A 15,884-nucleotide genomic window follows, 5' to 3' on the forward strand; every position below is an offset into this window, starting at 1 on the left:
GCCATAGGTCAGGTTTTTCTCGTAGACAGTGAGTTCACCGCCCGTCACATCCAGGCCGTTGAGGATCACCGGGCTGTTGTGGATGTTCAGCACCAGATTCGCGGTGCTGGTGTCGCCGTCGGAATCGGTGAGGGTATAGGTGAAAGTTTCAGTGCCGCTACCGCCATCGTGCAATGCCTTGAACGCGGCATCGCTGATGTTCAGCGTGTAGGTGTAAGTGCCGTTGGCGTTCAGCACCAACGTGCCGTAAGTCCCGTTGAAGGTACCGGCGGTGATTGGTCCGGAATCCGGACCGGTCGGTACGCGGTCGGCGCCTTGCACGTCGTTGGTCAGGACGTTGCCTTCGAGTGTCTGGTGAGCAGTGGAAGCGACGCCCGAGTTGCTGTCATCGACGGCCTTAGGGACGTCGTCGGTAATGTTGATGTCCAGCGAACCGGTGGCACTGTCGCCATTGCTGTCGCCGGCAACCACAGTGAACTGCTCGCTGAGGTTGTTCGCGCCATCACCGGCAGAATGCGCGTCGTTACCGGTGAGGGTGTAGCTGTAGCTGACCACGCCAGTGGCCGGGTTGTAGCCGGTAATGGTCAGGGTGTTGCCCAATTGCGTGGTGATCGACTGCGGGAAACCTGCGGCCACGCCACCACTGATCACACTGACACCACCGATACTCAAACTGGTCAGGCCGTCCAGCGCGGTCACGGTAAAGGTGCCGCTTTGGGTCAACGCTTGCGGATTACTCGCTGAACCATCCGGCAGGTTGGCTTCATTGACAGTCAGTTCCCCGCCCGTTACCGACAGGCCATTGAGGGTCACCGGATTGTTGGGCACCTCCGGCACAACCGGCGTCACAGGGACGACAGGGACAACAGGCACTTCAGGTGCGACCGGTGCGACGATACCGTTGTCGCCATTGTTCGGATCACCGGCCAGGCGTTCCAGTGGAAACTCAGGAATGCCGTTGAAGCCCGCCGTCGGAAAACCAACCGTTGGGTCGATATGCCCGCCCACTTCTTCGAGCAGTACAAAATTGTGCCCGCCACCCAGAGCACCTGGCGTGCCGGTCGCAGCCGGACCTGCGGCAGTGGCTTCGCCGGTTTGGGTCGGGTCGGCACCGGCCGCAATGGCTTTTTGCAGTTGTTGCACATCGGTCAACTGCGCTTCGCTCGGCGTCACCGCCTCGGGTGCATCCACATGCGACGCCTGATGCGCCAGCAACTGAGCATTCATCTGCAGGCTGCTGTCGCGCCCCAGCGTCAGTTCCTGGCCATTTTGCAGATGCACCGCCACCGCACCTTCAGCACCGGTAACCAATTGATCGCCGGCAAACAGCCGATCGCCTTCAACCAGCGCGCGTCGCGTGCCATCTCCTGCCACCGCGAACACTTGACCAATGACCTTACTGACGATGCCGATAAGCGTTGCCATGTGCATTTCCTCCGCTGCCAACCACTGTCGGCGTCCTGTTGTTACGAAGAATCTGCTGTTGACCAAAACTGGCCAATTCCGGGAAGAAAATCTATGCAATCAGCGGCATAGAACCCACTTCGGCAACCACTCGCCGTACGGTGCGTAACAGTTTTGATCCACCAAGTGACAAAAAACCGTCACTAAAAAACTGCTCCGCGCCCCTCCCTTTCAGCACTTCTCCGCCCTTTGTCGATTAGTGGATTGAACTATGTACAACCCTGATGGAGCTCACTATAGCTCACAAAACAAGGGCTTTGTGAGTGAACAATGTGCTGGAATTTTCCGAGCGCATAAGTTTTTTTTGGAATAAGCTTTATGAGAAATATTTCTTAGCTCCCCTCTAGAATGTTCTTAGCTCTGTTGTTACAAGCATGAAACGGTTTTACCTATAAATGTCGTCAAATTTTTGGCGACTGATAAAGCACCATCAGGAATCAGGGAGAAGCACCCATGCGCCATTTAACCCCTCTTTGCAGTGCGATTCTTTTGGCCATGGCCTGCACATCTCAAGCTCAAGCCATTTCGTTGACCGAAGCGATTCAAAGCACGATTGCAACTCACCCAGAACTTGCATCGCGCGTGGACGCGCGCCTGTCCGCAGATGAAGAAGTAAAAGTCGCAAAAGGTGGCTTTTATCCATCGGTGGATTTGAACGCCGCTTACGGCCGTGGCTATAGCGACAACACCAACACCCGGGCGTTCGGCAATCACCACACCGAAATTCTCAACTACACCCAATCCGAATTGCGCTTGCGGCAGATGCTGTTCGACGGCTTCAACACCTCCAACGAAGTCGAGCGCACCAAAGGCGTGGTCAACTCTCGCGCTTATTACGCTCAAGGCACCGCGCAAGACCTGGCGCTGCGCACCATCGAGGTCTACCTCGAAGTGCTCAAACGTCGCGAACTGGTGACGCTGGCCAAGAACAACCTGCAAGCGCACATGCGGGTCAACGATCAGATTGGCCTGCGCACGCAACGCGGTGTTGGCAGCAACGCCGACTCTGACCAGTCCACCGCTCGTCGGGCCTTGGCGCAAAACAACCTCGACACCGCCGAAGTCGATCTCGCGGATGCCGAATCGAATTTCTACGCCGTAGTCGGGCGTATTCCGGATGAGCTGGAAACCCCGCCATCGACCCGCGGCGAGTTGCCCAACACGCTGCCGGAAGCGCAGCAGAGCATGGTCGAAAACAACCCGTACCTGAAGTCGGCACAAGCTGACGTGCAATCGGCTGAAAGCCAGTATGAAGTTGCCAAGTCGCCGTTTTATCCACGCTTCGACGCCGAAGCCGCGGTGGGCGCCAACAACAATGTGCAGGGCGAGGAAGGTCACGATAACGAGTGGCGAGTCGGCGTTGTGATGAACTACAACCTGTTCCGCGGTGGCAGCGACAAGGCTCGTTTGGCGTCCGATGCGCACCAGATCAACCAGGCAATGGACATCCGCAACAATGCGCTGCGCCAGCTGAACGAGAACATCCACCTGGCATGGAACGCGATGGTCAATGCCAAGAAGCAAACACCGACCGCTCGTGAATACGCCGAAACCACCAAACGCGTACGTGCCGCGTATCAGGATCAGTTCGGTTTGGGCCAGCGGACGCTGCTCGACTTGCTCGACAGTGAGAACGAGCTCTATAACGCCAATCGCCGTTACACCGAAGTGCGCTATACCGAGGAGTATTCGATGTACCGCGTGCTGGCCAACATGGGTCAGTTGCTGAGCAAGCAGCGGGTTGTGTTGCCTGCCGATGCCATCGCCCAGACCGAAGTGAAAAACGAAGCGCGTTTGCCTGAACTGAAGTAGATCAACTGGAGCGACAACTGTGACCAGCATGGAACCCGGCAACACCGGTGTTGATCCGCGCCTGAGCTTCGATGACCCACTTCTGGACGGGTTGTTGATTCTCTGCAAACTGCACGGCGCGACCGTCAGCCGAGCCAGCCTCAGTGCCGGGCTACCCCTGAACAAGCAGCGCCTGAGCCTCGACCTGTTGCCCCGCGCAGCGGCTCGCGCCAGTCTGCAAGCACGCCTGCTACGACGTGAATTGTCAGATATTTCACCGCTGAACCTGCCCGTGATGCTGATCCTGAAAAACAACCGCACGGCTGTTCTGCGGCGTTTTGGTGATGACGGTCGGGTGTTGATTCTGCCCAGCGAAGCGGACGGCGGAGAACAGTGGGTCAGCCGTGAAGAGTTGATTGAAGATTACAGTGGCCAAGCCCTGTTCGCCCGGCCACGTCATGAACTCGAAGACTTGCGTTCACCACTGATTCCGCGCGTAGAGGCGTGGTTTCGCGACACGCTAAAACTCTCGAAGTGGCTGTACAGCGATGCGATTCTGGCCAGTTTCCTGATCAACCTGCTGGGGTTGATGGTGCCGTTGTTCGTGATGCAAACCTACGACCGGGTGGTGCCGAACCAAGCCACATCGACCTTGTGGGTGTTGGCCATCGGCTTGCTGATCGGCACCGGTTTCGAACTGGTGCTGCGGGTCGTTCGTGCGCACTTGCTGGACACCGCCGGCAAAAAAACCGATGTCATTCTTTCCGCGACGCTGTTCGAACGCATCACCGGCATGGCCATGAAAGCGCGGCCCGCAACCATCGGTGGTTTTGCGCAAAGCATTCATGACTTCCAGGGCCTGCGCGAGTTTTTGACGGCGGTTACGCTGACCAGCCTGATCGACCTGCCCTTCGCCGTCCTGATGCTGGTGGTCATCGGTTTGCTCGGCGGCTGGCTGGTGGTGATTCCACTGCTGGCGTTTCCGATCACCATCATCTTCGCCATGGTGATTCAGGCGCGACTGCGCGACACCGTGCAAAAAAGCCTCAGCCTGGGCGCAGAACGCCAGGCGTTGCTGATCGAAACACTCGGTGGCCTGGAAATGCTCAAGGCCTGCAGCGCCGAAAGCGAACGCCAGCACAAATGGGAAAGCACCCACGGCGCCCTCACCCGCCTCGACAGCCACGCGCGCAACCTCTCGGCGCTGGCCACCAACGGCACCCTGTTCATCCAGCAGTTTTCGGGCATGGCGACCATTGTCGCTGGGGTCTACAGCATCATCGCCGGCAACCTCAGCGTGGGTGCGCTGGTAGCGACTTACATGCTCGGCAGCCGCGTGCTGGCACCGCTCGGGCAGATCGCCGGGTTGATCACTCGCTACCAGCAAGCGCAACTGACCATGAAAAGCACCGATGCGCTGATGGGTTTGCCCCAAGAACGCGACGCCAAGCAACGGCCATTGGAGCGCACACAACTGCAAGGCGCACTCGACGTCAGCGGCGTGACCTTCCATTACAACGGGCAAAACGCACCAGCGCTGGCCAACGTCAGCTTCAGCATGAAGGCCGGCGAACGGGTCGGCATCATCGGTCGCAGCGGTTCGGGCAAGAGCACCCTGGCGCGATTGGTCATGGGGTTCTACGCGCCTGAAGAAGGCCAATTGCTGCTCGATGGTCTGGACCTGCGACAACTGGACGTGGCCGACCTGCGTCAACAAATCGGTTATGTCGCTCATGACCTGCCATTGCTGGCCGGCAGCCTGCGCGACAACCTCACCCTGGGCGCGCGCTACGTCAGTGATGCGCGGATGCTTGAGGTGGCTGAACTGACCGGCGTTACCGAACTCGCGCGCCAGCATCCACAAGGCTTCGACCGGCCGGTGGGTGAACGAGGCCAACTGCTGTCAGGCGGTCAACGCCAGGCAGTTCTGCTGGCTCGAGCCTTGTTGCTCGACCCGCCGATCATGCTGCTGGATGAGCCCACCAGCGCCATGGACAACAGCAGTGAAGACGTTCTGCGGCAAAAACTGCACGGTTGGGTTCAGGGCAAAACCCTGCTGTTGGTAACCCATCGCACCTCGATGCTCAGCCTGGTGGATCGGCTGGTGGTGCTCGACAACGGGCGGATTGTCGCGGACGGTCCTAAAGAAGCGGTCATTGATGCACTACGCAAGGGCCGTGTCGGCTCTGCGGCGGTATAGGAGTTGTCCATGTCCGATTCATCGCCAGCCTCTTCGAAAGACAGGGGTTACTTTGGCAGTTTCAGCAAAAGCGCCGAAAGCGAATTCATGCCGGAAACCGCTGGAGCGACACTCGACGACTCCCCTCGTTGGTCACGCATTACGGTGTGGCTGGCGGCAGCGTTGCTGATCTCGGCGCTGGTGTGGGCCAAGTTTGCGGTGTTGCAGGAAGTCACCATGGGCGAAGGCAAGGCTATTCCGTCGAGCAAGGTTCAGGTGATTCAAAACCTTGAGGGCGGCATCGTTACCGAAATTTTCGTCCGCGAAGGGCAAATGGTGAACAAGGGCGACACGCTACTGCGCCTGGATGACACACGTTTTCTGTCGAACAAAGGTGAAAGCGAGGCTGATCGGTATGCGCTGACCGCGCAAGTTGAAAGGCTTTCAGCCGAAGCTGAAGGTCGACCTTTCAAGCTCTCGGATGAAGTCATAGCCAAGGCCCCGCAAGTGGCCGAAGACGAACGCTCCCTGTATGACCAACGCCAGCGTCGCCTGGCCAGTGAACAACGCACGCTGACCGAGCAACTTCGGCAAAAAACCCAGGAACTGGCAGAGTTTCGCTCCAAACAGGGCCAATTCAGTTCGAGCCTGGCGCTGCTTCAACAAGAGATGAACATGTCGGCACCGCTGGTCGGCACCGGGGCGGTTTCGCCGGTGGAAATCCTCCGCCTCAAACGCAGCGCCGTGGAAATTCGCGGTTCGCTGGATGCCACGACCCTCGCCATTCCACGTGCTGAATCGGCGATCAACGAGATCAAAAGCAAGATCGATGAATCGGTGCAGACGTTTCGCTCCGAAGCCGCTAAAGACCTGAATGAGAAACGCACTGACCTGTCGAAAATCACTGCATCGAGCATCGCCATTGATGACCGGGTGAGCCGCACCACTGTGGTCTCGCCGGTTCATGGGATTATCAAGGTACTGAAGGTGAACACCATCGGTGGCGTCGTTCAGCCAGGCAGCGACATGGTGGAAATCGTGCCGCTGGAAGACAACCTGTTGATCGAAGCGAAAGTCCGCCCGCAAGACGTCGCGTTTCTGCACCCGGGCCAGAAAGCCATGGTCAAGTTCAGCGCTTACGACTACACGATTTACGGCGGGCTGAGCGCCAAACTCGAGCTGATTGGCGCAGACACGATCACCGACGACAAGGGCAACAGCTTTTACCTGATTCAGGTACGCACCGATAAGAATCACCTGGGCGGGGATGTAAAACCGTTGCTGATTATTCCGGGAATGGTGGCGACGGTAGACATTATTACCGGTGAGAAAAGCGTGCTGGATTACCTGCTGAAACCAGTGCTGAAAGCCCGGACCGAAGCGATGCGCGAACGGTAGTTGCGGCTAGTGTCTTCATTGATTGTGCAATGCTATCGCTAGCAGGCTAGCTCCCACATTTGATCAGTTGTGAATACAAATAGGTGTTCACTCCAAGTTCCTAGTGGAGCAAGCCTGCTCTCGATGGCAACGGGCAGGCCCGCACACACAGGTTTTCATGATGCCAACAACTTTTGTGCACGCCGCGAACCCTGTGGGAGCAAGCCTGCTCGCGATGGCAACGGGCAGGCGCACGCGCACGGGTTTTCATGATGCCCACAACTTTCGTACACGACGCGAACCCTGTGGGAGCGAGCCTGCTCGCGATGGCAACAGGCAGGCCCGCACACACAGGTTTTCATGATGCCCACAACTTTTGTGCACGCCGCGAACCCTGTGGGAGCGAGCCTGCTCGCGATGAGGCCGTCAAACACATCGGCTATTTCGGCCCATGATTACGCTGAAAAACCGCCTCCCCCATCGCCGCTATCTGCCCCTCGATCAATGCCTCGAACGGCCTCAACAACGCCTCAAAACTGTCCGGTGCTTCCAGCGTCTGCAGCGCCTGGGCAATCGCTTCCACCGTCGACAACGCGCCCGGTTCCGGCGCCTTGCGTAACCGGTACCGGGACACGCCACCCGAGGGCAACGTGACTCTCGGCAACGCGGCCAGCAGCGGATTGAGGTGCAGCATCTTACGTGCCTTGCGCCAGGTACCGTCCGGAACCACCAACAACAACGGCAAATCCGAGGCGGTGTAAGCCTGTAACGGCTGCGCATCGTCGGCAGGAAACAACAGCCGCGCCTGATAACCCGGTTGATTCAACAGCCCCGGCAAATCGTCAAACACCTCAGCCACTATCAGCTCGGCGTTGTTCAACCCCAACGCCGCTAACCGCGCAGTGTTCAGTGCATGGTTGACCTCGCTCGGATGCTGCAGCAACAACACTCGAGTGCGGCTATCGAGGCTTGGGATCAGCGAGCACAGGCAGTGCGTTTGTGGACGCAAGCAGCGCGGGCATTGGATTCTGGGCATGGTCTCAGGCCTGGTTCAGTTGCGCTTTTAGCAAATCGCGGAACGTCTGGATCAACGGCTCGCGACTGCGGCCCCGACGCACGATCATCGAGAATGGCGCCTGATAGCCAAAAGTCGCTGGCAGTAAAACTCGCAAATCCCCCTTGTCGGCCCACGCCTGCGCATAGTGTTCCGGCAAATAGCCGATGTAGGCGCCGGACAGCACCAGAATCAGCTGCGCTTCCATACTTTCCACGGTAGCGGCGCTGTGTTTGAAACCGTGTCGGGCCAGTTCAGCCTGGCTCCAATAGCCACGGCCGACCATGCGCTGCTGCGTGATGACTTGTTCGGGAATGCGCCGCTCGGCAAACAGCGGATGACGGCTGCTGCAATACAACCAGTGCTGTTCGCGGTAGAGCGGCATGTACACCAGACCGCTCATGCGCGTGGAAAACGCACCGATGGCCAGATCGAGACGATTGTCCTGCACGCCGAGTTGCAGTTCATAAGGGCTCATGACCGACAAATGCAGATGCACCGCCGGATGCTCCTGGTTATACGCACCGATGGCTTCGGCAAAGGGCAAGGCTTTGTCGCTGACCGTGGAGTCGATCACCCCGAGGTTCAGCGTACCGCGCAACTCGCCCTTCAACGCCGCCGCATATTGCTCGAAGCCTTCAAGTTCGCCGAGCAGGCGCAGGGTCTCCTGATGGAACAATTCGCCCTTGCTGGTCAGGCTGAAACCGCCGCGACCGCGATGGCACAGCACCAGGCCAAGGGCGGCCTCGAGTTGGCTCATGTAAGTGCTGATCGCCGAGGTCGAAAGGTTCAACTCATGCTGGGCGCTGGCAAACCCTTGGTGGCGAACCACGCTGACAAAAATGCGTAAAAGTTTCAAGTCGGGTAAAGCGTTGGCCATGAGTCGTCTCCAGAGATCCCGTGAAGTCTATCGCCGTCATGGCCATTAGTTTAGAAAAATCTGAACTAAGTATTTGCCCGTAGCGATTCTTCCCGGGCACTACATTTCGCAGAATCGGCCCCTATTACAGCTCCTACTATAAAAAAGATGAGGCCTGAACCCGTGGAAAAGATTCTGCACCAACCACTGGGCGGCAACGAAATGCCGCGCTTCGGCGGCATCGCCACCATGATGCGACTCCCCCATTTACCAACGGCCGCTGGCCTGGATGCTGCCTTCGTCGGCGTTCCGCTGGACATCGGTACCTCGCTGCGCCCGGGCACTCGCTTCGGACCTCGCGAAATCCGCGCTGAATCCGTGATGATCCGCCCCTACAACATGGCCACCGGCGCCGCACCGTTCGACTCGCTGTCGGTTGCCGATATCGGCGACGTGGCGATCAACACTTTCAACCTGCTGGACGCCGTTCGGATCATCGAAGAATCCTACGACAACATCCTTGAACACGATGTGATCCCGCTGACACTGGGTGGCGACCACACCATCACCCTGCCGATCCTGCGTGCCATCCATAAAAAGCACGGCAAGGTAGGCCTGGTGCACATCGACGCTCACGCCGATGTGAACGATCACATGTTCGGCGAGAAAATCGCCCACGGCACCACGTTCCGTCGCGCCGTGGAAGAAGGCCTGCTGGACCCGGACCGCGTAGTGCAAATCGGCCTGCGTGCCCAGGGTTACACCGCTGACGACTTCAACTGGAGCCGCAAGCAGGGTTTCCGTGTCGTTCAAGCCGAAGAGTGCTGGCACAAATCCCTCGCACCGCTGATGGCTGAAGTGCGCGAGAAAGTCGGCGGCGGCCCGGTGTACCTGAGCTTCGACATCGACGGTATCGACCCGGCGTGGGCACCTGGCACCGGCACCCCGGAAATCGGCGGCCTGACCACCATTCAGGCAATCGAAATCGTACGTGGCTGCCAAGGTCTGGATCTGATCGGTTGCGATCTGGTAGAAGTCTCGCCGGCTTATGACACCACCGGCAACACCTCGCTGCTGGCCGCCAACTTGCTGTACGAGATGCTCTGCGTATTGCCTGGCGTGGTCCACCGCTGAGGGCAGGTCATGAACGAACGTGATCAAGTATTGAAAGCTGCGGCCGACCTGGTTGCAGCGTTTGCCAGCAACGACCGCGAAGCCTACTTCGGCGCATTCAGCGCTGATGCAAGCTTTGTGTTCTACACCCTCGAGCAGCCTCTGCTGTCGCGCGATGCCTACCAGGTGTTGTGGGACAACTGGCGCTCGCAGGATGGCTTCGAGGTGCTCTCGTGCACCTCAAGCAACGCCTTCGTCAGCCTGCAGGGTGACGTGGCGATTTTCATCCATGACGTAGCCACCAAGCTGCGCATGCAAGGGGAGCAACACTTTAGCCAGGAACGCGAGACGATTGTTTTCCGCAAACAAGCGTCTGGCAAACAACAACAAGGCCTATGGCTGGCCTGTCATGAACATTTGTCCGCAATGCCGGAAGGGCTGCCATCCCCTTAGCCAAACAGGTGACGCTCACACACGATGAGCGCGCCTTTATGATCGGAGCTGATCATGAATAACAAAAACAACGACCAAAGCCTTACGCAAATTGAAACCTACGGGGTCGAACAGATCCCGGACAGCGAACGCACCGCAGGCCCAACGGACTTGTTCCGGATGATCTTCGGTGGTTCCAACACTTTCGCCACCGCCGTGCTCGGCAGTTTCCCGGTACTGTTCGGCCTGTCTTTTCAGGCGGGCGTCTGGGCGATTGTGCTGGGCGTACTGCTGGGTTCGCTGATACTGGCGCCGATGGGCCTGTTCGGCCCGATCAACGGCACCAACAACGCCGTGTCTTCCGGTGCGCACTTTGGCGTACACGGGCGGATCGTGGGTTCGTTTTTGTCGTTGTTGACCGCTATCGCCTTCTTCTCGCTCTCAGTGTGGAGTTCGGGCGATGCATTGATCGGGGGTGCCAAGCGCCTGATCGGTCTTCCGGAAACCGACCTCACGCTGGGCCTGGCCTACGGTTTGTTCGCGATTCTGGTACTGACCGTTTGCATCTACGGCTTCCGCTTTCTGTTGTGGGTCAACAAGATCGCTGTGTGGAGCGCCAGCCTGCTGTTTTTGCTGGGCATCTTCGCCTTCGCCGGGCCGTTCGATGTGAATTTCGCCGGCACAGTGAGCATGGGCCAACCCGGTTTTTGGGCGGCGTTCATCGGCGCTGCACTGGTCGCCATGAGCAACCCGATCTCGTTCGGCGCGTTCCTCGGTGACTGGTCGCGCTACATCCCTCGCGACATGCCAAAGGGCCGAATCATGGCCGCGGTGGTGATCTCGCAGATCGCCACGTTTATCCCGTTCATGTTCGGCCTCGCTACCGCCACCATCGTGGCAATCAAGGCACCGGACTACATCGCAGCCAATAACTACGTCGGCGGTCTGCTGGCTGTCGCGCCAAACTGGTTCTTCTTGCCGGTGTGCCTGATTGCAGTGATCGGTGGCATGTCCACCGGCACCACGTCGCTGTATGGCACTGGCCTGGACATGTCCAGCGTGTTCCCACGGGTACTGTCTCGGGTAAAGGCAACGTTGCTGATCGGGGTGATGTCGATTGCCTTCATCTTCATCGGTCGCTTCGCCGCCAACCTGGTTCAGAGCGTGTCGACCTTCGCCGTACTGATCATCACCTGCACGACACCGTGGATGGTGATCATGATCATCGGCCTGGTGGTGCGTCGCGGCTTCTACTGCCCCGATGACTTGCAAGTGTTCACTCGCGGTGAGAAAGGAGGCCGTTACTGGTTCACGCACGGCTGGAACTGGCGCGGTCTGGGCGCCTGGATTCCTAGCGCGCTGGTGGGCTTGTGCTTCGTCAACCTGCCGGGGCAGTTCGTCGGCGTGCTGGGCAATCTTGCGGGCGGCATCGACATCAGCCTGCCGGTGACACTGGGCCTGGCATCGCTGGTGTACCTGACGCTGCTGAGTTTGTTTCCGGAATCGGCAGCGGTTTTCGGTCCTGAAGATGCACGCAGCAAGGGCAAGGATTCGCTCGGTAAAACGGCGTTGCGACAAGCCGCCTGATAAACAAAACATGCTGATGGGAATGTACACCTGTGGCGAGGGAGCTTGCTCCCGCTCGACTGCGCAGCAGTCGCAAAAAAGGCAATTGAGTCTTCCCTGAGAAACTCAAATGCAGAATTTGGGGCCGCTTCGCAGCCCAGCGGGAGCAAGCTCCCTCGCCACAAAAGCCCAACACAGCAATGCAATTCAGCCTCACATAAAAAAGACAATCGGAGACACGCCACCATGGCACTGGATTTATTCGTCGTACTCATCTACGCCGCCGCGATGTTGATACTCGGCTATTACGGCATGCGAAAAGCCAAGACCAACGAAGACTTTTTGGTCGCCGGTCGTAACCTCGGCCCAAGCCTGTACATGGGCACCATGGCCGCTACCGTCCTGGGTGGTGCGTCCACCGTTGGCACCGTGCGCCTGGGCTACGTTCATGGCATTTCGGGCTTCTGGCTCTGCGCCGCGCTGGGCTGCGGGATCGTCGCACTGAACCTATTCCTCGCCAAACCGCTGCTGAAGCTGAAGATTTACACCGTTACCCAAGTCCTGGAAAAACGCTACAACCCGATGGCACGCTCAGCGAGCGCGGTGATCATGCTGGCGTATGCGCTGATGATCGGCGTGGTTTCGATCCTGGCCATCGGCACCGTACTGCAAGTGCTGTTCGACCTGCCCTTCTGGCTGTCGATTCTGCTCGGCGGTGGCGTGGTGGTGATCTATTCGGCCATCGGCGGCATGTGGTCGCTGACCCTGACCGACATCGTCCAGTTCGTGATCAAGACCGTAGGCCTGATGTTCATCCTGCTGCCGATTTGCCTGTACCGCGTCGGCGGCTGGGATGAGTTGGTGTTGAAACTGCCGGCAAGCGCCTTCAGCTTCACCGCCATCGGCTGGGACACGATCATTACCTACTTCATGATCTACTTCTTCGGCATCCTGATCGGTCAAGACATCTGGCAACGCGTGTTCACCGTCAAGAGCGCCAAAGTGGCTCAGGTCGCCGGCACCTTCGCAGGCTTCTACTGCATTCTTTACGGACTGGCCTGCGCCCTGATCGGCATGGCCGCTCACGTGCTGATTCCGGACCTGGATAACGTCAACAACGCCTTCGCCGCCATCGTCAAACTGTCCTTGCCGGACGGTATCCGTGGCCTGGTAATCGCCGCAGCACTGGCTGCGATGATGTCCACCGCCAGCGCCGGCCTGCTCGCCGCTGCCACCACGTTGACCGAAGACCTGCTGCCGAAACTGCGTGGCGGCAAACAGTCGAGCCTGGGCATGAATCGCCTGTTCACCCTGTTGACCGGCATCGTGGTACTCGGCATCGCTTTGGTCGTGAACGATGTGATCAGCGCCCTGACACTCGCCTACAACCTGTTGGTGGGCGGCATGCTGATTCCGCTGATCGGCGCGATTTTCTGGAAACGTGCAACCACCGCCGGCGCTATCGCCAGCATGGGCATGGGCTTCGCCACTGCGCTGGTCTTCATGTTCAAGGATGGTCTGGATTCCAACACCCCGATCTATTACAGCCTTGGTGTGGGCCTGGTGGCCTTCGTGCTCGTCAGCCTGATGTCGCGTCGCCCTGCTGCGGTGGCGAGCGCGATCTAAGCTGACTGACAACGACTTGATGCTTTCTTCGACGAGTGTGGCGTCGGTTGCCACACTCGTTTTTTTTCGCCTGAAGGAATCTGCCAATGAAGATCGTCAGCCGCGATCAGTGGTTCGAAGTCAAACAGCTCAGTGACGGTATCCGCCTCATCCACGAACCCTACATCCGCCCTTTCTATCGCTGCAATCTGTGGCATATACAGGGCCGCGACAAAGACCTGTTGCTGGACAGCGGTTCGGGGCTGGTCAGTTTGCGCGAGCAACTGCCGTGGATCACCGAGCGCCCGCTAGTGGCTGTGGCCAGTCATTGTCATTTTGATCACATTGCCGGCCATCATGAGTTCCCGGAACGGCTGGTGCATCCCGCCGAAGCCCGGATTTTGGCTTCACCCGACGGCGAGAACACGCTGGCCACCGCGTTTGTCGGTGACGATATGTTCGAGGCGCATCCTGACTGCCCGTTGTGCTACGCCGAGTACCGGGTCAAAGCCGCACCGGCCACGGGGATGATCGAGGAAGGAGACGTACTCGATCTGGGCAATCGCGTGCTTCAGGTATTGCATACGCCAGGGCATTCGCCCGGCGGTATCAGCCTGTATGAAGCCGCGACCGAAACGCTGTTCAGTGGCGACATCATTTACGATGGACCGCTGATCGAGGACGCCTACCACTCCAATCTCCAGGATTACGCGCGCAGCCTGCGACGCCTGCGCGAACTGCCAATCCGCACCGTACACGGCGGTCATTTCGGCAGTTTTTCAGGTGAGCACTTGCGGGTAATGATTGACGAGTGGCTGCGCCATCACGGCTGAAGCCTGCTGTACTCAATTCAGGGAAAACAACAACAAACCCGTGAAGATCGCCCATGAAAAGAGCCGCCGTTCGTGCCGCCGTGCATCGTTTCATCAGCCGCCTGCTGGACAACCAGCAAGACTTTGACGACGACGCCAGTCTGGAACATTTGGGATTGGACAAAGAAGACATCGCCGAGCTTATCTTCCATCTGGAAGATGAGCTGGGATTGACTGCGTTCACGACGCAGGAAGATCAAATGCTCAAGACTGCCAGGACGGCAAACGACCTGAGCCGGTTTTTGATGAAGATTGGAAGCAGTTGAGAACAGCTGCCAAACACGTTTATTTTGGCAGTGCACTCTGCGGAGTTGAGGGGGCTCACCCCCTCGCTACATTACCGACGACGCTGCTGGCGTCGGCGCTGTTCGTCGTCAGTGCGGATAGGCACAGGTTGCAGAGGCGGTTCGATCAAACCGAGTGCGACACCGAGGTCGTGCAGCCAGTTCTGGATTTTCTCTTTCATGATGCCCCCTTCAGGGTAGTGCCGAGCGACCTGAATTCTGAAGCCGCTTCGCACTGATAATAGTCCGAAGTCCTACGTAATGCTCGTCGAAAGTCGCAATGATCTGTTACTGAATTGATCCAAATCAAGAAGCGATAGTTCAAGCAATTCGCAGGGATTCACTCTGTAACGTCGGATAAAGCGTCTGTTGCTGCTCGATCCACGCATTCAAATTGGCCCCGACCATGCCTTTGCGCCACATAAGCCACGTGGTTGCACTGGCAAATGGCTCGGCCAGCGGGTGCACGGCCACGCTTTCACGGCCTGGCAGGCTGGCAAGCATCGACTCCGACATCAGCGCCACGCCCGAACCTGCAATCACGCACGCGAGCATTCCTGGATAGGATTCAATCTCCATCGCCCGCCCCATCGACGCGTGGTCATGCGCGAACCAGGCTTCAAGACGCATCCGATAGGAACAACCGCGCCTGAACGTGAACACCGCGCGCCCTTCCACGTCCAGCGCGCTACGCACCGGCGCATGGTCAGCCTCACTGATCAACACCAGTCGCTCGTGCATCATCGGCACGCCGTCGAGCCCGGCCAGCTCCAATGGACCGTCGACTAATGCTGCATCGAGACGACCCGTCAGCAAACCTTCAAGCAGCTCACCACTTGGGCCAGACTGCACCTGCAGATTCACTGCCGGATACCGGCGGTGATACCGCGCCAACAGCTCCGGAAGGTGGATAGCCGCGGTGCTGTACATGGTGCCCAATACGAAATCACCGGCCGGTTGCCCGCCCTGCACCGCCGCTTGAGCTTCGTCGTGCAAGCTGAAGAGTTTGGCGGTGTAGTCCAGCAGGATTTTTCCCGCAGGCGATAGCTGCAAGCGCTGACGCTCACGGACGAAAAGTTCTACATCGAGTTGCTCTTCAAGTTGTTTGAGCCGCGTAGAAAGGTTTGAAGGCACCCGATGCAGGCGCTCAGCGGCTCGGGTGATCGAACCCTCCTCCGCCACCGCTTGGAAAATCCGTAATTGGCTGAACTCCACACCTTTCTCCAAATAAGAACAAGTTACTCACTATTATTCATTTTTAAAGAAAGTCAATCAGTCCTAGCCTGAC

Annotated in this window: 14 protein-coding genes; 9 read left to right on the top strand and 5 right to left on the bottom strand. The window is 58.4% G+C overall.

Features of this window, described 5'->3' with window-relative positions:
• Window positions 1-1,425: retention module-containing protein (locus ACQR3R_RS12875; RefSeq protein ID WP_428272616.1), on the bottom strand; the 1,425-nt coding region annotated here is incomplete at its 3' end.
• A gap of 492 nt (window positions 1,426-1,917) precedes the next feature.
• Between ACQR3R_RS12875 and ACQR3R_RS12880 the strand changes: the two genes are divergently transcribed.
• Genes ACQR3R_RS12880 through ACQR3R_RS12890 form a run of 3 tightly spaced genes read left to right on the top strand, consistent with a single transcriptional unit; the run spans window position 1,918 to window position 6,832 of the window.
• Window positions 1,918-3,276: a TolC family outer membrane protein gene (locus tag ACQR3R_RS12880; protein WP_428272617.1), complete on the top strand. Its 1,359-nt coding sequence runs from the start codon at window positions 1,918-1,920 to the stop codon at window positions 3,274-3,276.
• 28 nt (window positions 3,277-3,304) lie between these two features.
• The gene (locus ACQR3R_RS12885) at window positions 3,305-5,455 is read left to right on the top strand and encodes a type I secretion system permease/ATPase (RefSeq protein ID WP_428273421.1); all 2,151 of its coding nucleotides are present in this window, start codon (window positions 3,305-3,307) and stop codon (window positions 5,453-5,455) included.
• 9 nt (window positions 5,456-5,464) lie between these two features.
• Window positions 5,465-6,832: an HlyD family type I secretion periplasmic adaptor subunit gene (locus tag ACQR3R_RS12890; protein ID WP_428272618.1), complete on the top strand. Its 1,368-nt coding sequence runs from the start codon at window positions 5,465-5,467 to the stop codon at window positions 6,830-6,832.
• A gap of 418 nt (window positions 6,833-7,250) precedes the next feature.
• On the opposite strand, the gene ACQR3R_RS12895 is transcribed toward ACQR3R_RS12890, so the two are convergent.
• Both ACQR3R_RS12895 and ACQR3R_RS12900 read right to left on the bottom strand, forming a co-directional pair.
• Window positions 7,251-7,847: a DTW domain-containing protein gene (locus ACQR3R_RS12895; protein ID WP_428272620.1), complete on the bottom strand. Its 597-nt coding sequence runs from the start codon at window positions 7,845-7,847 to the stop codon at window positions 7,251-7,253.
• Between the two features lie 4 nt (window positions 7,848-7,851).
• Entirely contained in the window at window positions 7,852-8,745 is an 894-nt protein-coding gene (locus ACQR3R_RS12900) for a LysR substrate-binding domain-containing protein (RefSeq protein ID WP_428272622.1), read from the bottom strand.
• Window positions 8,746-8,907: 162 nt separating this feature from the next.
• Here ACQR3R_RS12900 and speB point away from each other — a divergent pair, with 162 nt between their 5' ends.
• The 6 genes from speB (at window position 8,908) to ACQR3R_RS12930 (ending at window position 14,578) form a co-directional block, all read left to right on the top strand.
• Window positions 8,908-9,858 (top strand): agmatinase, encoded by a 951-nt coding sequence (speB, locus tag ACQR3R_RS12905; RefSeq protein ID WP_428272623.1) that lies wholly within the window; start codon window positions 8,908-8,910, stop codon window positions 9,856-9,858.
• Window positions 9,859-9,867: 9 nt separating this feature from the next.
• Window positions 9,868-10,290: a nuclear transport factor 2 family protein gene (locus ACQR3R_RS12910; RefSeq protein ID WP_428272625.1), complete on the top strand. Its 423-nt coding sequence runs from the start codon at window positions 9,868-9,870 to the stop codon at window positions 10,288-10,290.
• Window positions 10,291-10,344: 54 nt separating this feature from the next.
• On the top strand, window positions 10,345-11,856 hold the full coding sequence (locus tag ACQR3R_RS12915) for a cytosine permease (RefSeq protein ID WP_428272627.1): 1,512 nt from the start codon (window positions 10,345-10,347) through the stop codon (window positions 11,854-11,856).
• Window positions 11,857-12,081: 225 nt separating this feature from the next.
• Window positions 12,082-13,461, top strand: a complete 1,380-nt coding sequence (locus tag ACQR3R_RS12920) for a sodium:solute symporter family transporter (RefSeq protein ID WP_428272629.1) — start codon at window positions 12,082-12,084, stop codon at window positions 13,459-13,461.
• 86 nt (window positions 13,462-13,547) lie between these two features.
• The gene (locus tag ACQR3R_RS12925) at window positions 13,548-14,273 is read left to right on the top strand and encodes an MBL fold metallo-hydrolase (RefSeq protein WP_428272631.1); all 726 of its coding nucleotides are present in this window, start codon (window positions 13,548-13,550) and stop codon (window positions 14,271-14,273) included.
• Between the two features lie 53 nt (window positions 14,274-14,326).
• Entirely contained in the window at window positions 14,327-14,578 is a 252-nt protein-coding gene (locus ACQR3R_RS12930) for a phosphopantetheine-binding protein (protein ID WP_428272633.1), read from the top strand.
• Between the two features lie 71 nt (window positions 14,579-14,649).
• On the opposite strand, the gene ACQR3R_RS12935 is transcribed toward ACQR3R_RS12930, so the two are convergent.
• Window positions 14,650-14,778 (bottom strand): PA1414 family protein, encoded by a 129-nt coding sequence (locus ACQR3R_RS12935; RefSeq protein ID WP_007914492.1) that lies wholly within the window; start codon window positions 14,776-14,778, stop codon window positions 14,650-14,652.
• Between the two features lie 139 nt (window positions 14,779-14,917).
• Window positions 14,918-15,811 (bottom strand): putrescine utilization regulator PtrR, encoded by an 894-nt coding sequence (gene ptrR / locus ACQR3R_RS12940; RefSeq protein WP_428272636.1) that lies wholly within the window; start codon window positions 15,809-15,811, stop codon window positions 14,918-14,920.
• Window positions 15,812-15,884 lie beyond the last annotated feature (73 nt).

The sequence above is a fragment of the Gordonia sp. IEGM753 genome, assembly GCF_050321825.1.
GTDB lineage: Bacteria > Pseudomonadota > Gammaproteobacteria > Pseudomonadales > Pseudomonadaceae > Aquipseudomonas.